General features: G+C 50.5%; 14 protein-coding genes and 2 tRNA genes. 8 read left to right on the top strand and 8 right to left on the bottom strand.

Going from position 1 to position 16276, the window contains the following annotated elements:
* Positions 1-10 precede the first annotated feature (10 nt).
* A tRNA-Pro gene (locus F5I99_RS07615) sits at positions 11-87 on the bottom strand.
* Between the two features lie 56 nt (positions 88-143).
* Complete coding sequence (locus tag F5I99_RS07610; protein ID WP_151054669.1) at positions 144-1283, bottom strand: PQQ-dependent sugar dehydrogenase; 1140 nt, start codon at positions 1281-1283, stop codon at positions 144-146.
* Positions 1284-1436: 153 nt separating this feature from the next.
* Here F5I99_RS07610 and F5I99_RS07605 point away from each other — a divergent pair, with 153 nt between their 5' ends.
* From F5I99_RS07605 to F5I99_RS07585, 5 genes are all read left to right on the top strand, one after another.
* Positions 1437-2444: a DctP family TRAP transporter solute-binding subunit gene (locus F5I99_RS07605; protein WP_151054667.1), complete on the top strand. Its 1008-nt coding sequence runs from the start codon at positions 1437-1439 to the stop codon at positions 2442-2444.
* Between the two features lie 90 nt (positions 2445-2534).
* Positions 2535-3020, top strand: a complete 486-nt coding sequence (locus F5I99_RS07600; RefSeq protein WP_151054665.1) for a TRAP transporter small permease — start codon at positions 2535-2537, stop codon at positions 3018-3020.
* Positions 3017-4321, top strand: coding sequence for a TRAP transporter large permease (locus tag F5I99_RS07595; RefSeq protein WP_151054663.1), 1305 nt, complete (start codon positions 3017-3019; stop codon positions 4319-4321). The genes F5I99_RS07600 and F5I99_RS07595 overlap by 4 nt, the downstream gene beginning before the upstream one ends.
* Positions 4322-4324: 3 nt before the next feature.
* Positions 4325-5272: a DMT family transporter gene (locus F5I99_RS07590; RefSeq protein WP_151054661.1), complete on the top strand. Its 948-nt coding sequence runs from the start codon at positions 4325-4327 to the stop codon at positions 5270-5272.
* A gap of 149 nt (positions 5273-5421) precedes the next feature.
* Entirely contained in the window at positions 5422-7026 is a 1605-nt protein-coding gene (locus F5I99_RS07585; protein WP_151054659.1) for a sensor domain-containing diguanylate cyclase, read from the top strand.
* 36 nt (positions 7027-7062) lie between these two features.
* Here the strand turns inward: F5I99_RS07585 and F5I99_RS07580 are convergent, their stop codons facing one another.
* Positions 7063-9186, bottom strand: a complete 2124-nt coding sequence (locus F5I99_RS07580) for a methyl-accepting chemotaxis protein (RefSeq protein WP_191905978.1) — start codon at positions 9184-9186, stop codon at positions 7063-7065.
* Positions 9187-9373: 187 nt separating this feature from the next.
* Between F5I99_RS07580 and F5I99_RS07575 the strand changes: the two genes are divergently transcribed.
* Positions 9374-10228 (top strand): urea carboxylase-associated family protein, encoded by an 855-nt coding sequence (locus F5I99_RS07575; protein WP_151054655.1) that lies wholly within the window; start codon positions 9374-9376, stop codon positions 10226-10228.
* Here the strand turns inward: F5I99_RS07575 and F5I99_RS07570 are convergent.
* The 3 genes from F5I99_RS07570 to ybaK are packed head-to-tail and all read right to left on the bottom strand — an operon-like array spanning position 10216 to position 12131.
* Complete coding sequence (locus tag F5I99_RS07570) at positions 10216-11154, bottom strand: ketopantoate reductase family protein (protein ID WP_151054653.1); 939 nt, start codon at positions 11152-11154, stop codon at positions 10216-10218. The genes F5I99_RS07575 and F5I99_RS07570 overlap by 13 nt on opposite strands.
* 11 nt (positions 11155-11165) lie before the next feature.
* Complete coding sequence (locus tag F5I99_RS07565; RefSeq protein ID WP_151059020.1) at positions 11166-11630, bottom strand: YaiI/YqxD family protein; 465 nt, start codon at positions 11628-11630, stop codon at positions 11166-11168.
* A 27-nt stretch (positions 11631-11657) separates the two neighbouring features.
* Complete coding sequence (ybaK, locus tag F5I99_RS07560) at positions 11658-12131, bottom strand: Cys-tRNA(Pro) deacylase (protein ID WP_151054651.1); 474 nt, start codon at positions 12129-12131, stop codon at positions 11658-11660.
* A gap of 174 nt (positions 12132-12305) precedes the next feature.
* Between ybaK and F5I99_RS07555 the strand changes: the two genes are divergently transcribed.
* Both F5I99_RS07555 and F5I99_RS07550 read left to right on the top strand, forming a co-directional pair.
* Positions 12306-12382: transfer RNA gene (locus F5I99_RS07555), tRNA-Val, on the top strand.
* A gap of 774 nt (positions 12383-13156) precedes the next feature.
* Entirely contained in the window at positions 13157-13393 is a 237-nt protein-coding gene (locus tag F5I99_RS07550) for a hypothetical protein (protein ID WP_151054649.1), read from the top strand.
* A gap of 90 nt (positions 13394-13483) precedes the next feature.
* On the opposite strand, the gene F5I99_RS07545 is transcribed toward F5I99_RS07550, so the two are convergent.
* Together F5I99_RS07545 and F5I99_RS07540 are read right to left on the bottom strand one after the other, a co-directional pair.
* A complete protein-coding gene (locus F5I99_RS07545; RefSeq protein ID WP_151054647.1) occupies positions 13484-14503 on the bottom strand; it encodes a phage portal protein in 1020 nt (339 codons plus the stop codon).
* Positions 14503-16275 carry a terminase ATPase subunit family protein gene (locus F5I99_RS07540; protein WP_151054645.1) on the bottom strand — a complete coding sequence of 591 codons (1773 nt, stop codon included), beginning with the start codon at positions 16273-16275 and terminating at the stop codon, positions 14503-14505. Before F5I99_RS07540 ends, F5I99_RS07545 begins: the two co-directional genes overlap by 1 nt.
* Position 16276 lies beyond the last annotated feature (1 nt).

The raw sequence follows: 16276 nt of genomic DNA, 5'->3' as shown, positions 1-16276 counted from the left end.
TTGGTATGAATGGTCGGCGTGAGAGGATTCGAACCTCCGACCCCTTCGTCCCGAACGAAGTGCGCTACCAGGCTGCGCTACACGCCGTAATGCGGAGCGTAATTTAGACAAACCGACTCGGGGTTGCAAGTATTTCATCAGGTTTAATCGCTGGCAGGCCGTAAGCGCACCACCTGGCCACGAGTTTCGTCCGTAAGTATCCACAAGACGCCATCCGGTGACTGACGGATATCACGTATACGCTGGCCAAAGCCCTGCAAAAAACGCTCTTCTTCCTGCAACTGGTATTCGCCCTGCTCATAGGTGACGGACACACGTGAAATCAGCCGGTCTTTCAGGGCACCATTGAATAGCTGCCCTTGCCAGGCTGGAAAGTCATCACCGGTGTAAAAAGTGATGCCGCTGGGAGCGATTGAAGGTGTCCAGTGTAATAACGGAGAGACCATCCCCGGTAGTTCAGTGTGTTCAGTGATTGTTGTACCGATATAGTTTACACCATACGTCACTTCCGGCCAGCCATAATTCATCCCGGCCATGATGCGGTTGATTTCATCCCCCCCGCGGGGTCCATGCTCACTGGACCAGACCTCGCCCGTTTGTGGATGCACAGTGATGCCCTGTGGATTACGATTACCGAGCGTATATAACTCATCTCGCACAGCGGGATTTTCAACAAAAGGGTTATCCGCTGGCACAGAGCCATCATCATGCAAACGTACAATACTGCCAGCATGATCGTCCCCCTGCTGGGCACGCGCCCTTTCACCACGATCGCCAACAGATAGATACAAAAAACCGGCCTGATCAAACACCATCCGACCGCCGAAGTGATGGCCCGCCGAGGAGCGCGGCAAGGCTTCGAAAATCACTTCGGCATCATGCAGTGCGTGATTTTGCAACCGCGCGCGCATAACCCGCGTAGTCAGGCCTTCTGCTGTGGCATCGGCGTAAGACAGATAGATCAGTTGGTTGTTTTCATAGTCCGGGTGCAGCACTACATCCAGCAAACCACCCTGCCCGGTAGCCGCGACGTCAGGTACACCCGCAATAGGGTCAGGGTGAAGTTGGTCCTGCTGTATCAAACGCAGACGACCATCACGCTCGGTGACTAACTGACCACCTGAAGGTAAAAAAGCAATTGACCAGGGATGGCTCAGCCCCTCAGCTACGACCTCTAGTTTCAACCTGTATTCTTGAGTCTGGAACTGCATATCGGCCTGAACTGGCACTGATATCAGCCAGCCTATCAGTACACTAAGGGGTCCGAAATTAGAAAAACGCATACTTACCTCATTTTTAACGCAGTTAAAAGGCCGCTTGTCTTTTAAAAACTGCCGCTGTCTTCTAATATTAGGGGTCATTTAAATCCATGCAGAGACTTAATCCGAACACGGCTACCACAACAATAACTGAATGTAATTATTTAAGGATAGGGAATGAAACTGAAAAAACAACTGACAGCCCTCGCTGCGGCTGCCTGCTTTTCAATGAGTGCCGCCTCGTTTGCTCAGGAAACACGTGAATTCTCAGTATCAACCGTTCTCGGCGATGCCTTCCCTTGGGGACAGGCAGCCAGTAAATGGGCCGAACTGGTCGAAGAGCGCTCTGAAGGGCGAATGAAGTTAACCGTTTACCCCAATGCCCAACTGGTCTCCGGTGACCAGACACGTGAATTTTCAGCCATGCGCAGTGGACTGATTGATATGGCGGTTGCATCAACCATCAACTGGTCCCCTCAGGTACCTGAGCTCAACCTGTTTTCGCTGCCGTTCCTGATGCCAGATGAAGCCGCTATTGATGCCATCACGCAAGGTGAAACTGGTGAGGCTATTTTTGCAGCCATTGAACGCCGCGGCGTCATTCCACTTGGCTGGGGTGAAAATGGTTTTCGTGAGCTGTCCAATTCACGTTCAGCAATCTCTGGACCGGCTGATATGCAGGGTTTGAAAGTGCGGGTAGTCGGCTCACCTTTGTTCCTCGACACCTTTAACACCCTGGGTGCCAATCCAACCCAGATGAGCTGGGCGGATGCCAAACCTGCCCTGACAACCGGCGCGGTTGATGGCCAGGAAAACCCCTTGTCAGTATTTGATGTAGCGCGTATAGATCAGGTAGGTCAGGAACATTTGACCTTGTGGCGCTATATGGCTGATCCATTGGTGTTTGGTGTAAACCAGCGTGTTTGGAACTCCTTGTCTGCCGAAGATCAGCAGATTCTGCGTGAAACAGCACAGGAAGCCGGTGCCTGGGAAATCGAGAAATCCCGTGCCGAGCTGGCCGAAACCCTGGAGCGTATTAAAGAACGTGGGGTGACTGTTACTGAACTGACACCGGAACAGCATCAAGCCTTTGCTGAGGCCACCCAGGCTGTGTATGAGAAATGGGTGCCACGCATCGGTGAAGACCTGGTAGAACAGGCTCAGGCCGCGATCAACGCACGTTGATCCTTCAGTAGGGTGTCAAACCTGTAAAGACCGTGTCCGGTTGCAGTAGCGGACACGGTTTATTTAGTTTACTGCCGACTCAGCCTTACCATGTCTAAACCTAAATCTCGTCCTGAAGCCTGGCTCGCCGCCTTGGCATTGACCATTATTTGCCTGATCAGTCTGGGAAATGTAGTGGTTCGTTATACCACAAATGCCTCCTTTGCCTTTACTGAAGAGTTTTCGGTATTTCTGCTGGTGGTACTGACCTTTTCAGGTGCCGCAGTCGCTGCCAGACAACATGATCACATTCGCATCATTGCGCTTGAAGAATATTTACCACACAAACTGAAGCGTCCACTTTATCTGTTGCAGTGGCTGCTTAGTGTGCTATTGCTCGGATTGATTGTCTGGTACGGCGGTTTACTAACCTATGAAGAATACACTTGGGAGTCCCTGTCTCCCGGACTAGGCTATCCCACCTGGATCTATCTCATCTGGCTGCCACTACTAAGCCTGGCCATTATTATACGCCTGACTCAAAGTTTGATTGAACGTTGGAAACAGAGCCTGACCGCTGAACGGAGTGACGTATGAGTCCTGATATATGGATGCTGCTGGTTTTCGCTATTACGATGATTTTGGGTGTACCGGTCGCGTTTGCCCTCGGTCTTGGGGGCGCGGCCGGTATTATCGCAGGCCTGTCGCCCGACATGCTGGCCACCCTGGGCACCAACACTTATAACAGTATCGCCAAATACCCCTTGATTGCGATTCCTCTGTTTATACTCACCGGTCTGATTTTTGAACGTGCCGGTGTTGCGGCAAGCCTGGTACGCTTCGCCCAATCGCTCATCGGGCCCCGCCATGGCGGACTGGCACTGGTCGCTGTACTGGTCTGTCTGATCATGGGCGGCATGAGTGGCTCAGGTCCTGCCGATGCGGCGGCTGTGGCTATGGTTATGCTCCCCAGCATGACCAAAGCCGGCTACCCGAAACCTTTTTCCGCCTCCCTGATTGCGGCTTCAGCCTCCACAGCCATTCTCATTCCACCATCGATTGCCTTGATTCTTTACTCAGTGGTCATGCCAGGTGTAGATCTCAGAGCGCTTTTTGCTGCAGGTCTTTTTCCAGGCATACTGGCTGGCCTGTCGTTGCTGCTTCCAGCCTGGTGGTTGTCACGTCGTTACGGTTGGGAAGGCCCCGACAACAGCGAACGTCCCAGTATTAAAGAGAGTTTCATTAAAGCTCTCCCTGCACTCTTTGCCCCGGTATTGATTTTGGGAGGCCTGCGCTCCGGATTATTTACGCCCACAGAAGCAGCTGTTGTTGCCGTAACCTATGGCCTGGTAATCGGTGTATTTGTCTATAAGCAGCTCAACCCAAGCAGTTTACTGGATATGATGGCAGAAGCCGGAAAAATTTCCGGGGTGGTAATGATCATCATCTCGCTGGCCGGTATTTTTGCCTGGGCTGGAACCACGCTGGGAACCTTCAGTTCTCTGGCCAATGCGATGTTATCAATCTCGGATAACTCCTGGATATTGCTGTTATTGATCATGCTGCTGGTGTTGCTGGCGGGAATGCTGCTGGATGCTGTTTCAATCTACCTGATCATTACGCCGATCTTGATTCCGTTGATACATCACTTTGAGTGGAATCCGGTCTGGTTCGGTATATTGCTGGCAATGAATATTGCCATAGGTCAGTTTACGCCCCCCGTTGCGGTAAATCTGATGGTGACCACGAAAGTTGCCAATATCCGCCTGGAAAAAACCTTTGTCTGGTCACTGCTGTTTATGGTCACTATGTTTTCTGCCTTGCTACTGGTGATGCTAATACCGGGCATTGCCCTCTGGTTACCAGACAAGCTGGGCTTTGTTGTCGGCCCTTGGTGACTTATGGATAAAATAGCAGTACACCAACAGGCACAAGCAGCGACAGTGGAAGTCAATCCATCCACGGAATTAAAGCTCGGCATAGTACTGGTCACGGCTGCCGCTGTGGCCTGGAGTTTCGGCGGTGTACTGGGGCGCATTGTCACGCTGGAGGATAGCTGGGCAATTATTTTCTGGCGTTCAATATGGGCCTGTCTGTTTTTGCTTGGATTCATGCTGTTTCGCAATAAACTGCGCGGTACCTATATGATGTTCCGCTACATGGGATGGCCAGGGTTGGCTGTCGCGCTATGCTTTGCTACTGCGTCCACTTCATTCATCGTGGCGCTCAAATATACCAGTGTAGCCAATATCCTGCTGATTCAGGCTGGTGTACCCTTGATTGCGGCCTTGATTGCCTGGATTATATTTCGTGAAAAAGTCAGTGGCCCTACCTGGCTGGCAATTGCAGTGGTGATAGCGGGTGTCGGGGTGATGGTATCGGAGTCCTTTACTGGTGAAGTATCACCGATTGGTGACTCACTCGCCCTGCTGATTGCGTTCTGTTTTGCCACAGCAACTGTCATCACCCGTCGTTATGCGCATGTACGCATGGCTCCTGCCGTGTGCACCGGCACAATCATTGCGGCTATTTTCTCAGGAGCTATGGCTTCAAGCCTGGCAACCAGCAGTTATGATACCGGCCTGCTGTTCGTATTCGGTGCATTGAATCTGGGTCTGGGACTGGCCCTGTTCGTTACCGGGGCACGACTCCTCCCCTCTCCAATTGCCGCACTTATCGGTACGGCAGAACCCATGTTGGGGCCGCTATGGGTATGGATATTCCTGAATGAAGTGCCGACACGACTCACACTGATCGGTGGCGGTATCATCCTGATTGCACTAATTGCTCATCTGCTCTGGCAGATGGCACATCACCGCCGCGTTATGGTTGCTGCAACGCCCAACTAAAAATAGATGCCTGTTTGAATAAGCTGATAATAAATAAGTGGCATGCACCTTCTCAGTAAATTCAGCTAAAATAACATGTATAAATACCAAAATTGCACTGCAATAAAAGGGACCACTCATTGCTAAAGCAAAAACGCAAAATTTGTGCTATGTGGTTATCATGTCTGCTATTGCCGCTACTTCTGCTGCATACTTCCAATCTTGTTGCTGTTGAACCCGGTACCGCGCTATTGGAGGATGAATTACAATACCGGTTTCATTTGCTCACCCTGGCTCTGTTGGTGGTTATGATCATCAGCAGTATTACCGTCTATATCTACAGAGTTAACCGGAAACTTCGCCATCTCCTGGTGGAGCAGCAGCGTAATGACATCCTGCAACAGAACCATAATAAAATACTGGCAATGATTGCCGATGATCAGCCTTTGACAAGTGTATTAAGTGCCATTGCACTGAGTGTTGAACACTTCAAACCAGGCTGTTTATGTAGCATTTTATTGCTAGATCGCAATAGCAATACGCTGAATCTGGGAGCTGCACCCAGCCTGCCGGATAGTTACAACACAGCCATTGCCAATACACCCGCAAAGCTCGGAGCCGGGTCCTGTGGTACAGCCGCAGCCACTCGAAAGCGCATGATCGTATCTGATATCCAAAACCATCCCTACTGGGCATCAGTTAAAGATGCTGCGGCAACAGCCGGGTTAGCGGCTTGCTGGTCAGAACCCATTCTGGATACGAATGGCGAAGTGCTCGGTACCTTTGCCATTTACCATCGGCACCCTTGTAAGCCACAAGTCGAAGACATTAAACTGATCGAAGATATCGCCCGACTTGCGGAAATCGCTATTGAGCGTAACCATGCCTTTGATGCACTGAAAAACAGTGAAGAACGTCATCGTTTACTGGCAGATCACGCCAGTGATGTCATCTGGACTATGGATCTTGACGGTTTCTTTACCTATGTCAGTCCCTCAGTTGAAAAGCTGCGCGGCTATAGTGTCGAAGAAGTGATGCAGCAACGACCCGAACAACTCCTGACCGGATCTTCAGCAAAGGTGATGCGAGATCAACTACGGCTTGCCATGCAAGAGGTCAAGCAGGGAAGAGTTTTCCCATCATTTACCGGCGAGCTAGAAGAGTTCCATAAAAATGGTTCAACTGTGTGGACGGAAGTGAAGACTTCCGGCATTTATGATGCACAAGGTCAGTTTGTCGGGGTTTTGGGGGTCACACGGGACCTGACTGAACGCAAAAAAACTGAAGATATGATGCGCTACCTGGCGCAGCATGATCCGCTTACCGGACTGGCAAACCGGTCCCTGTTTGCCGATCGTATTGATCAGGCAATCAAACTGGCAATCAGGGAACAGGGTAACTTTGCCCTAATGCTGATTGATCTGAACGACTTCAAACCCGTAAATGATCAGTATGGCCATGCTGTAGGTGATGAACTGCTCTGTGCGATTGCGCAACGCCTGATGGACAGTGTACGCGCATCTGATACCGTCAGCCGCCTGGGTGGTGATGAATTCACCATTCTGCTACAAGGCATTCAGCAGCGTAGTGAAGCAGACGCGGTGAAAACAAAAATATTAGAACAAATGAAGCAGCCCTTTCTCTTAGGTGATCTGGAAATTACCTCAAGCTGCTGCATCGGCATTGCTTTTTATCCCGACGATGGGGAAACGGAAATCGAACTGTCGCAGGTAGCTGACCAGCACATGTATGCACAAAAACGCCGGTTGAAGTAAGTAACCGGCGTTTTTTGCAACCTCAGAGGTGCCAGCTCAGACTTTGAACTTGCCCAACTGCGCTTCCAGCGCATCGGTTATCTGGCTCATGGTTTCACTCACTTCACGCACATCTCCCGCCAGTCCAGCCAGACGCACACTGGCATCTTCCACTACGGTAATATTGCGATTAATCTCTTCACTCACTTTATCCTGCTCTTCAGCAGCCGTTGCAACCTGGGTAACATTATTGGTTATCAATGCAATATTCTTTGCGGCCGATTCCATCTGATCATAGGCCTGGCTGGCTTCAGTTACGGTTTTAGATACTCGCAGAGTGCTGGACTCCATATCCCGCACCGACGCAGCCACTTCTTTCTGCAGTGTTTCAATCAGTGTATGTATCTGTTCTGTGGAATCCTGAGTGCGTTTAGCCAGATTTCGTACCTCATCGGCGACTACTGCAAAGCCGCGCCCTTGGTCACCGGCCCGCGCAGCTTCTATCGCCGCATTCAACGCCAACAAATTGGTTTGTTCAGCAATCCCCTGAATTACGTCGATCATGCCGTAAATATTCTGACTGCTTGCGGCAACACTGGCAACACGCTCACTGGCCGCATTGATCTCGCTGGCTACACTACGCACTTCATCCACGGTATGGCGAAACGCCTCTTTGGCCTCAGACAGGGCATCATTGGAGTCTTCTGCCTGCTGTGCCGTACGGTTGGCAAGATCTGCGACTTCATTAGCTGTAGCTGACATCTCAGTCATGGCAGATGCCACACTCTGCATCTCTTCCTGCTGCGAACGTGTTGCTTCGGCAGTCTGTTGTGAAGCCTGAACCAGCGATTCACTCTGTTGACGCAATGCTCGGGCCGAACCGTTCAGATCAAGAATCATCAACCCCAATTTAGCGGTAAAGGCATTAAAACCATTGGCTATACCGATCAGTTCTGCATGGCTATTCACATCCAGCTTACGGGTTAAGTCTCCTTCTGCACCGGATAGATCTTCAACCAGCGCACGCATAGTCACCATAGGCTGAGTGGTGAAACGTAACCACAAGCTTAGCAGTATCACCGCCAGCAGCAGCAGAATACCGCCCAACGTCAGCATAGTCAGCGCCGTATGCTGATAGCCTCCAACCAAATTGGCTTCTAGTTCACGTGTTGCCGCATACGCAACGGCCGTCGGAATGCTCACAACCACTGACCATTCCTGATCAAAGGCTTCAAATTTCACCGGCGCCCTTACCAAGGTAGTATCTCCTGCCTCACTCAGGGCCCCTTGCATCGATGACAAAGTACTCTGCAACTCTGCATTGGCCTCACTCAAGCGCTTCCCGGCCTGATCCGGAAAGGCACTACTGGCAATGACCAAACCTTTGCTGCTAATCAAATGAATATCGGACTGCCCATTAAATAGACTTTGCTGATAGTCATTAACCTGTTGTTGGATCACTGGCAAATTAATGTCTACGCCAACAACCCCTCTGAACTCCTGATCCACAACCACCGGGTAGACCAATGAGGTCAGGAGTTCAACATGTCCTTCTTCTATTTCATAGAGATAAGGCTCCATTATGCAGGGCCTCTTTTGATCGCGCGCGCACAAATACCATTCCGATTCACGGATGCCAAAGTCATTCAGACTCTCATCGTATTTAAAGCTGCTGTCAGGTGTCGGATAAAAAACCAATTCGTCAGCGTCGCGAATCCAGTAAAGCTCCAGTACACCGGTATCAGAAGAATGTTCCAGATGCGGACCGATATTAAACGCATCCTGCCAATCATACCCATCGGGTTCAAAATGAGCATAAGCGGAACTGATTGATGGGTTCGCTACCAAGGTATCCCGAACCATCTGTTTAATTGTGGAGCGCTTAAAGGGAGGTGCATCAGCATCGCTGCCGCTGGCCGTTGAACTGATCATGCTGCCAAGCGTATTGGGGGCATCATAGCTGCGGTTGATAAACACCGATACTTCAGTTGCCACAGATAAGGCCGCATCATGTAGATTACTAACCACCAATGACTCAAAAGAAGTTGATGCCTGCTTTACAGCCTCTTGACCGTTTTTTTGCATGGCCAGCCAGCCCGTCAGAATCACAGCAGCCAATGTCAGGGTAAGTCCCAGCACGGCCCCCAGAATCAATTTCAACCTAAGCGACCAACTCTTCATTATACTACCCTTCACGTTTTTTATTGATGTGGTAAAAATACCACATTTAGTGCTTAACGAAAGGATATTAGACGATTTTACATTAAACTTATCTAACTTTATCCATTGCATTCTCTCCTCTTATCAGCCAGTACGAAAATATGGCATATTGAATAAGGATGTATTCAAAAACCATCAGGAGTATGTAATGAAGCCTGCGGCACAAAATCCAGCACCCGCTGATGCGGCAGAACGCCGAGCAGTCAAACCAGTCATCTGCTATCCGACGGAAACTCTGCCATCACCAGACATGCCCTGTTACCTGAATGCCAGAAGCCAACTCAGCGGCACAGAAACACTGAGAATCCCGGCCAGAGAGGCCCGGGTTTTCCAGGTACCTGCCGGTAGCTTCTTTCGTATTCTTAGTGTTGAGGGCCCGCAGGTAGGCGATCTGAATCTATTTAACCGCCATAACCCGGAAGAGCATTTTTACTCCGGCAAAACACGCGCCCTGCATGGCACGCATCTGTCTACTGGCGATCGTCTTTGGAGTAACTTTCCTTATTTAAGGCCCCTGGCAACCATCACCCACGACACGCTGGACTGGTATGGGTTTGATCAGGACGGTGGCAGTGTTCACGATGTTATTGGCACCCGTTGCGACCCTTATACTCATCAACTGCTAAGTGGAGACGCCTACCACAACTGCTGCCATTCCAACCTATACCGTGCCTTCAGCGCAGCAACCGGGATTGAGGCTTCACGTGTGGAGCGACTGGTACATGATGTGCTGAATGTATTTATGTGCACGGGCTTCACTCAGGACACCCATCAGTATTTCATGAAGGCCAGCCCGGTCAGGCCGGGTGATTATCTGGAGTTTTTTGCTGAAGTCGATCTAACCGGCGTGCTCTCCGCTTGCCCAGGGGGTGATTGCGGCAACGAACATTCCAGCGACAAAGCCGACTGCTATCCGCTGGAAGTACAGATTCTCACGCCAGCGCCTGGGACTTTAGAAGGTTGGCAATCACCCACACCATCCAACTATCATCATCCAGATTGATTCAATAAGGCATAGACCAGTCGGTTAACGGGCGTGTCTATACCCGCCTGGTCTGCTCGTCGAATGACGGCTCCGCAAATAGCATCCAGTTCCAGCGGTTTACCCTTTTCATGATCCACCAGCATTGAGGTTTTAATCGCGTCAAAACTGTTTAACAGGGCAATCATTTCATCAATATCATCATTATTTAGACTGACGCCATCGACCTGTGCCACCGCCGCGGTCTCCAGCATCATCTGGCGGACACTTTGACCAAAATAGGGATCCTGAACCAGTTCACGTGTGGTCAACCCAGTTAGGGCCGATAGCGGATTAACGCCATTGTTAATCAATAGCTTGCGCCAGAGTTCGAGAGCAATATCTGGTGTTACTCGTGCCGGTATGCCGGCATCTATAAACACACGATTCAACTGCTGCAGCCAGCGATAACCATCACTGTCGATACTGTCGGCCTGAGGCCAAGGCCCCATAATGATTTGTGCGGGTCCATCAGCCGCCACACAGCCGGGTGCAGTAATATGCCCACCGATGCGTACAGCCAGGCCGCCTAAAGTTCGCGCCGCACCAATTTGCGCCGCAATCAATGGCTCATTATCAACACCGTTTTGTAACGACAGTACGGGCGTTGTAGCGGCTTCCAGCCAGTCAGTCATCCGCACCAACCAGTCCAGCGTGTCGAATGCCTTAAAGCACAGCAGAATCAGATCAAACTCATCAGCCCTGTAACGCGCCAGCACCTCAGACTCAGACACTGCCACAACCGGCCGGGCAAAGTGTAATTCAGCGTGTTCAACCTGAAGCCCTTGTTGCTGCATTACTCGAAGGTGTTCGCCGCGTGCTACAAACACTACCTCATGACCCGCCGCCTGCAAGCGCGCACCGTAATAGCAGCCAATACCACCTGCCCCCACAACCAGAAAACGCATAGCTGTCTCCTTCAACTGGTTTTTTTCTGTCGAAGATAACGACTGATCAGTTTGTCGAACTGAGCCGCAAACGCCTGCCTGTCGCGCTGATGCAAAGGCGGCGGGCCACCGGTATGCTCACCGCTGCTGCGCAGGGTTTCCAGAAAATCACGCATATTCAGACGGGCACCAATGGAGTCCTTGGTAAACAACTCTCCCCGTGGGCTTAGCGCCTGCACCCCCTTGGCAATCAGCTCAGCGGCCAGAGGTATATCACTGGTGATTACCAGATCACCCGCATTCGACTGGCGCACGATTTCGTTATCCGCCACATCAAACCCCGCTGACACCTGCAGGGTACTGATCCAATCTGATGCAGGTACACGCATGGCTTGATTGGCCACCAGTATCAAGGGTAACTCAGCACGCACGGCGGCTTTATAGAGAATGTCTTTAATCACCACCGGACAGGCATCCGCATCGATCCATATTTTCATAGTCATTTCACTTTCAGTCATAACGAGTCAGGCCTGACTCTGTATCGATGCAAACACCGCCCCTGTCAAAGCACTCAGATCATCAGGGCTAATAGCTATTTCAAGACCCCGGCGCCCGGCACTGACATACACAGCCGCATAGCTACAAGCCGAGATATCGATGACCGTTTTCAGCTGTTTTTTCTGCCCCAATGGACTGACGCCACCAAGCACATAACCGGTTACCTTCTCCACTTGCGCCTTATCAGCCATATCCGCTTTCTTGGCGCCCAGCGTCTTAGCCATCGACTTCAGACTTAGCTTACCGGAGACAGGTAGCACCGCAACCGCTAACTGCTTGCTATCCAGGTTAACCACCAGGGTTTTAAAAACCTGCTCGGCTGGCAGGTTCAGCTTCTCCACCGCCTCATTGCCATAAGAAGTGGCTTGAGGATCGTGTGTATAGCTAAGCACCTGATGTGCAACACCAGATTTACGGGCAAGATCTATGGCAGGAGTCATAAATAGTGTTTGTCCAATAAGCCTTAAAAAAATCAAGCGCTAAGCTTAAACCCAAAACCGCCTGTTTTCACCCCTATCAAGCCAGCCCAGCGCTGTGAGGTCACATTGATGCAAAAAAGTCTTGAAAAACAGTTGCAGGAACAGGTAAAGCCTATATAATACGCGCCACAATATAGGACTATAGCTCAGTTGGTTAGAGCACCACCTTGACATGGTGGGGGTCGGCGGTTCGAGTCCGCCTAGTCCTACCAGAATTGCAAACAAAAACAGCTGCTTACGTTGATAACGAAGCGGCTGTTTTTGTTTGTGGAGAAATTTTGGAGAAATTCTGGAGATATACAGTACTTTCTAACCGGTAAAGTGAAAGCGGCTAAGCGTCCAAAGATTAAAACTCAAATCTCTACCTACGCGCCTTGCACATGCACGTGAGCTGAATTTTTTCAGAAACTCATCGGAAAAAGGTGACAAAGGTGACGGAATCCAAAAACAAGCCCTAGCCTGCTGAAATATAAAGATTAATTGACACAGCCTAAAGGTCACAAAAAGGTGATTTAAAGGTGATGTGTTACCTTCTATATATGTGATATTAATATAAAATAAAATATATATATCTCAATCACTTAGGAATCCGTTACCTTTTGTGTCACCTTTCGTCACCTTTTAATGGTGACAAATAAAGCAATATAGAACAGAAACTTACAGACGATTTAAGCCAAGATCACCTTTGTTACCTTTTCCCGACATCAAAGAGAGAATAGAGGTTCACGCAACACCCATCAGAAAGCGCTCCAACCCCCTCTGTAGCTGCATAAAAATGCATGATCACAACAGCTTACAATAGCCATGAACAGCCCACAGCGGGCCTGTCCTGCAGCCCTATCATGCACTGCATAATTACACGTTCAAGAAGCACCGCAGGCGTGGAGGGGGACGAGCGCTTTCCTCAGCAGGGAAACGCAGCTGGGCACGCCAATGTGTCGTGACGCTAGAATCAAGGAGGATTTATTTTATTTAGGAGAAATTACATGACATATCAGAGCGTAATAGATGCACTGTCATCAACAAAGCAGCGACTGCTGACAATGCAAAAACCTTCAGCACCAATTGACGAGATAGTGAGCATGGGGTGTCGAGGATGCTTAGATGCAACAGCACCAGAGGCTCAGCGTATTGAAATGGCCAATCTGGTTCTAGAAATACTGAACCTGGTCCAACCACCACCCAGGTCATTTCCAGGCGGTACCGCTTCACGCTGCGAGTGATCAAAAGCCATAAAAAAAGCCAGCTAAACACTGGCTTTTTCATCTATATCAGCAGGTTATATGCTATAATTCTTGCGAAGCTTCTTGTGTTTAACGGGCCGAAACTCCTCCTTTCTCAATGACTTCCTCGATCACATAGGGGTCGAATTTCACCACCTCTTGTCCAAGCCATTCATTCACTTCCAGGAAGCGGCTCTGCAGCGGTACCAGTTCGTTTCTGGCAAATACCCTGGATGCTTTTTCGACGTCACCGAAGCCACCTACGTTACTGGGCATGATCCCCATCAGCACCGGCGGCACTCGATGCGCTGCGAGCATGTCATCCCGGGTCACATTTTTGATATTGAAGATGTCATCCTTGGCGGCTACCTCACTGATCGGGATCACTTGCAGGCCGTCTTTCTTGCCGTTCGGGCTGTACATGAACAGGTTGCGGAAGTTGCCTGGGCCTTTGCTGTCTTTCAGGGCTTGGCGAAGGTTATCAACATCATCTTCATTTTGAGCCGTGTCGGTCATGTAAAGGATGAAACCAGCATGGCTGCCGTTGAGGTAGTACTTGCGCCGGAACAGCGTGGCGCTTTCGTTCAGCCAGGCGCTGTTCAGGGCAGCCAGGTATTCGGGCAAGCCGTATATTTCTTGATTGATATCGGGTTCCATCAAATGAAATACACTGCCCTTTCTGAATTCGTGTTCCTCTCCCCAGCCACGCACGAACCAGTAGGTATCCATATCAATACCACGGCGGGTGTACTTGGCCAGAGAGGGTTCCAACTTCATTGAACGATTACCCATGCTGGTCTGATTCTCCAGGTAACTGTTGCCGAAGATGATGTATTCCAAGGCCCAGCGCCGGAATGCTTGGCGACTGAGCAGACGGTGTGGCTGGAAGCAACTGGTCAGGATGTTGGCCTTGAAATAGATAGGGCTGCTCTGGTGTGTGGCAGCATGAAATGACTTTGCCAGCCCCTCAAACGATAGCGGTGGCTCATACCACTTGAGCATTCTGTAACACTCTATGTAATCCAGAATCTCCCGTTTATCTAGGACCGGTGTCGGGTCACCAAAGCTGAACGCCTCGATGCCTGGCTGTTTCTGTGCTGTCTCGCTCATCAGTAAATCTCCATTATGCTGTTGCCGGATCCGGTTGTCGGACCGTCGATATCCAGGGGTGCTTTATCCAGCGCGTGCATCACAGCCCATGCAAGATCTGCATGGCCGGTAGTACCATTGCGTCCGGCTATGTATGTGATATGGCGACCACTGGCTGTGGTTGTCTTGCGGATCGCCATGAATGATTGGGCTATGTCTATCCAGCCAGCATCAAACTCCAGACGGCCTTTAGTAATCAGCTGATAAGCTTTCATAACCAACTGACCTTTCACTTCTGGGTTGTATTGATACTGGACTGCAGCAGGGAAGAAATTCCGGACTAACTGATACACCGCTGAGCCAATACCGGTTGTATCGATACCTATGTGGGTTACGTTGTACTTCAATGTCATTTTGCGGATCTGCTCTGCCTGATCCTGATAGTCCAGTCCACGTAGCTGCATGCGCTCGATGACTCTGTATTTACCACCTGGTGACTTCGGTGGAAGGATCACCGCCAGCCCTGCGTTGTCACCGGTTTCGGTTTCACCATTGGGATCGTATCCGATCCATACCGGCTGACTGCCTACGGGTTTAGGTGCAAATGGCTTGAAGTCGTCCCACACTTCCCATGAGTCAACCATACAACGCTGCATCATCATCAGGCCGAACAGGCTCTTGTCATCATCGACAAATTGACACATGAGCAGGTTTTCGTAATCAGGCTCGCTGTACTCCAGTCGCAACTGATCCAGGTCGAAAAGATCACAGCCCTGAGCAACCGCATCTTCCACCGTGACGATGTTTCGCCACTGACCATCATCACAGTATTTGCCGTCTTTCAGTGCCGCATGGCTGGTGTCGATATTTACTCGGTCGGCCTTCTTGCGCCGCTTATTGAACAGTTCACCGGACCAGTAGGGATAGGCATCGTGGCTCAGGCTGGATGGGACGCTGAAATATGTCTGCCGCCACTTTTTGTGAATCGCCATGCCCGAGGCGACCTTCCGCAGCTCCTGGAAATTGTAGGTCCAGAAGTACTCATCAAAATACAGATTGCCGTGGTATGACTGGGCGGTGCGTGCATTGGTACCGAGGAAGTAAAGTGTGGCGCCATTGGACAGCATAATCGGATCACCGGTCAGTTCCCACTCGGCTATGTCGCGGGCATAGGCCTGTATATACTCTTTGAAAACATGGGCCTGTGCTTTGGATGCTGACAGGAATATCTGGTTTCGTCCGGTCTCGACCGCATCGAGGAGAGCTTCACGGGCAAAGTAATAGGTTGCCCCGATCTGGCGGCTCTTGAGAATGTTTCGGATCCGGTACTTCTCACCCGCCCGATACCAGTGTTTCTGGTAACCAAAGAGCTCATCAAAGAATGCTGCTCGCAGCTTCTCAGTGATCTCATCCGTTACCTCATTTTTGACCGGTTTGCGTCGCTCGCCTTTGTTGCGGTTTCCCACATTCGGATTCAGATCACCCTCATGGCCACCTGGCTCCTGATACCGGCGTACCCTGGCCATACGCTCGATCTGCCGACCAAGCAAGTCTATTTCTTTGAAGTCGCGCCCTTCCTTGGGGTCTTTCATTACGAGCTGGATCAGTCTAGCCTCTATGGCGAACTCACAACGCTCAATAGGCTTGGTTTCCTCCCAGGCATCGCGTTTCTTCCAGCTGTGGATAGTGGGGGCTTTCTCGCCCAGTTGCTCTGCGATTCGGGCAACGCGAAACCCCTGCCAGTACAGCAATTTGGCAAGTCGGCGCGGATCCATCTCTGAGAAGTCAGTCATT

It is taken from the genome of Nitrincola iocasae, assembly GCF_008727795.1.
Taxonomy (GTDB): domain Bacteria; phylum Pseudomonadota; class Gammaproteobacteria; order Pseudomonadales; family Balneatricaceae; genus Nitrincola; species Nitrincola iocasae.
Note: the sequence above shows the minus strand (reverse complement) of the source record. Positions and strands in the feature narration are given on the sequence as shown.

What these genes read in the sequence shown, in the direction of transcription:
- ybaK (WP_151054651.1), bottom strand. Translation starts at nt 12,131, where the DNA reads ATGACTCCTGCCATAGATCTTGCCCGTAAATCTGGTGTTGCACATCAG.
- F5I99_RS07580 (WP_191905978.1), bottom strand. Translation starts at nt 9,186, where the DNA reads ATGAAGAGTTGGTCGCTTAGGTTGAAATTGATTCTGGGGGCCGTGCTG.
- F5I99_RS07610 (WP_151054669.1), bottom strand. Translation starts at nt 1,283, where the DNA reads ATGCGTTTTTCTAATTTCGGACCCCTTAGTGTACTGATAGGCTGGCTG.
- F5I99_RS07540 (WP_151054645.1), bottom strand. Translation starts at nt 16,275, where the DNA reads ATGACTGACTTCTCAGAGATGGATCCGCGCCGACTTGCCAAATTGCTG.
- F5I99_RS07570 (WP_151054653.1), bottom strand. Translation starts at nt 11,154, where the DNA reads ATGCGTTTTCTGGTTGTGGGGGCAGGTGGTATTGGCTGCTATTACGGT.
- F5I99_RS07575 (WP_151054655.1), top strand. Translation starts at nt 9,374, where the DNA reads ATGAAGCCTGCGGCACAAAATCCAGCACCCGCTGATGCGGCAGAACGC.
- F5I99_RS07565 (WP_151059020.1), bottom strand. Translation starts at nt 11,630, where the DNA reads ATGAAAATATGGATCGATGCGGATGCCTGTCCGGTGGTGATTAAAGAC.
- F5I99_RS07590 (WP_151054661.1), top strand. Translation starts at nt 4,325, where the DNA reads ATGGATAAAATAGCAGTACACCAACAGGCACAAGCAGCGACAGTGGAA.
- F5I99_RS07585 (WP_151054659.1), top strand. Translation starts at nt 5,422, where the DNA reads ATGTGGTTATCATGTCTGCTATTGCCGCTACTTCTGCTGCATACTTCC.
- F5I99_RS07545 (WP_151054647.1), bottom strand. Translation starts at nt 14,503, where the DNA reads ATGAGCGAGACAGCACAGAAACAGCCAGGCATCGAGGCGTTCAGCTTT.
- F5I99_RS07550 (WP_151054649.1), top strand. Translation starts at nt 13,157, where the DNA reads ATGACATATCAGAGCGTAATAGATGCACTGTCATCAACAAAGCAGCGA.
- F5I99_RS07605 (WP_151054667.1), top strand. Translation starts at nt 1,437, where the DNA reads ATGAAACTGAAAAAACAACTGACAGCCCTCGCTGCGGCTGCCTGCTTT.
- F5I99_RS07595 (WP_151054663.1), top strand. Translation starts at nt 3,017, where the DNA reads ATGAGTCCTGATATATGGATGCTGCTGGTTTTCGCTATTACGATGATT.
- F5I99_RS07600 (WP_151054665.1), top strand. Translation starts at nt 2,535, where the DNA reads ATGTCTAAACCTAAATCTCGTCCTGAAGCCTGGCTCGCCGCCTTGGCA.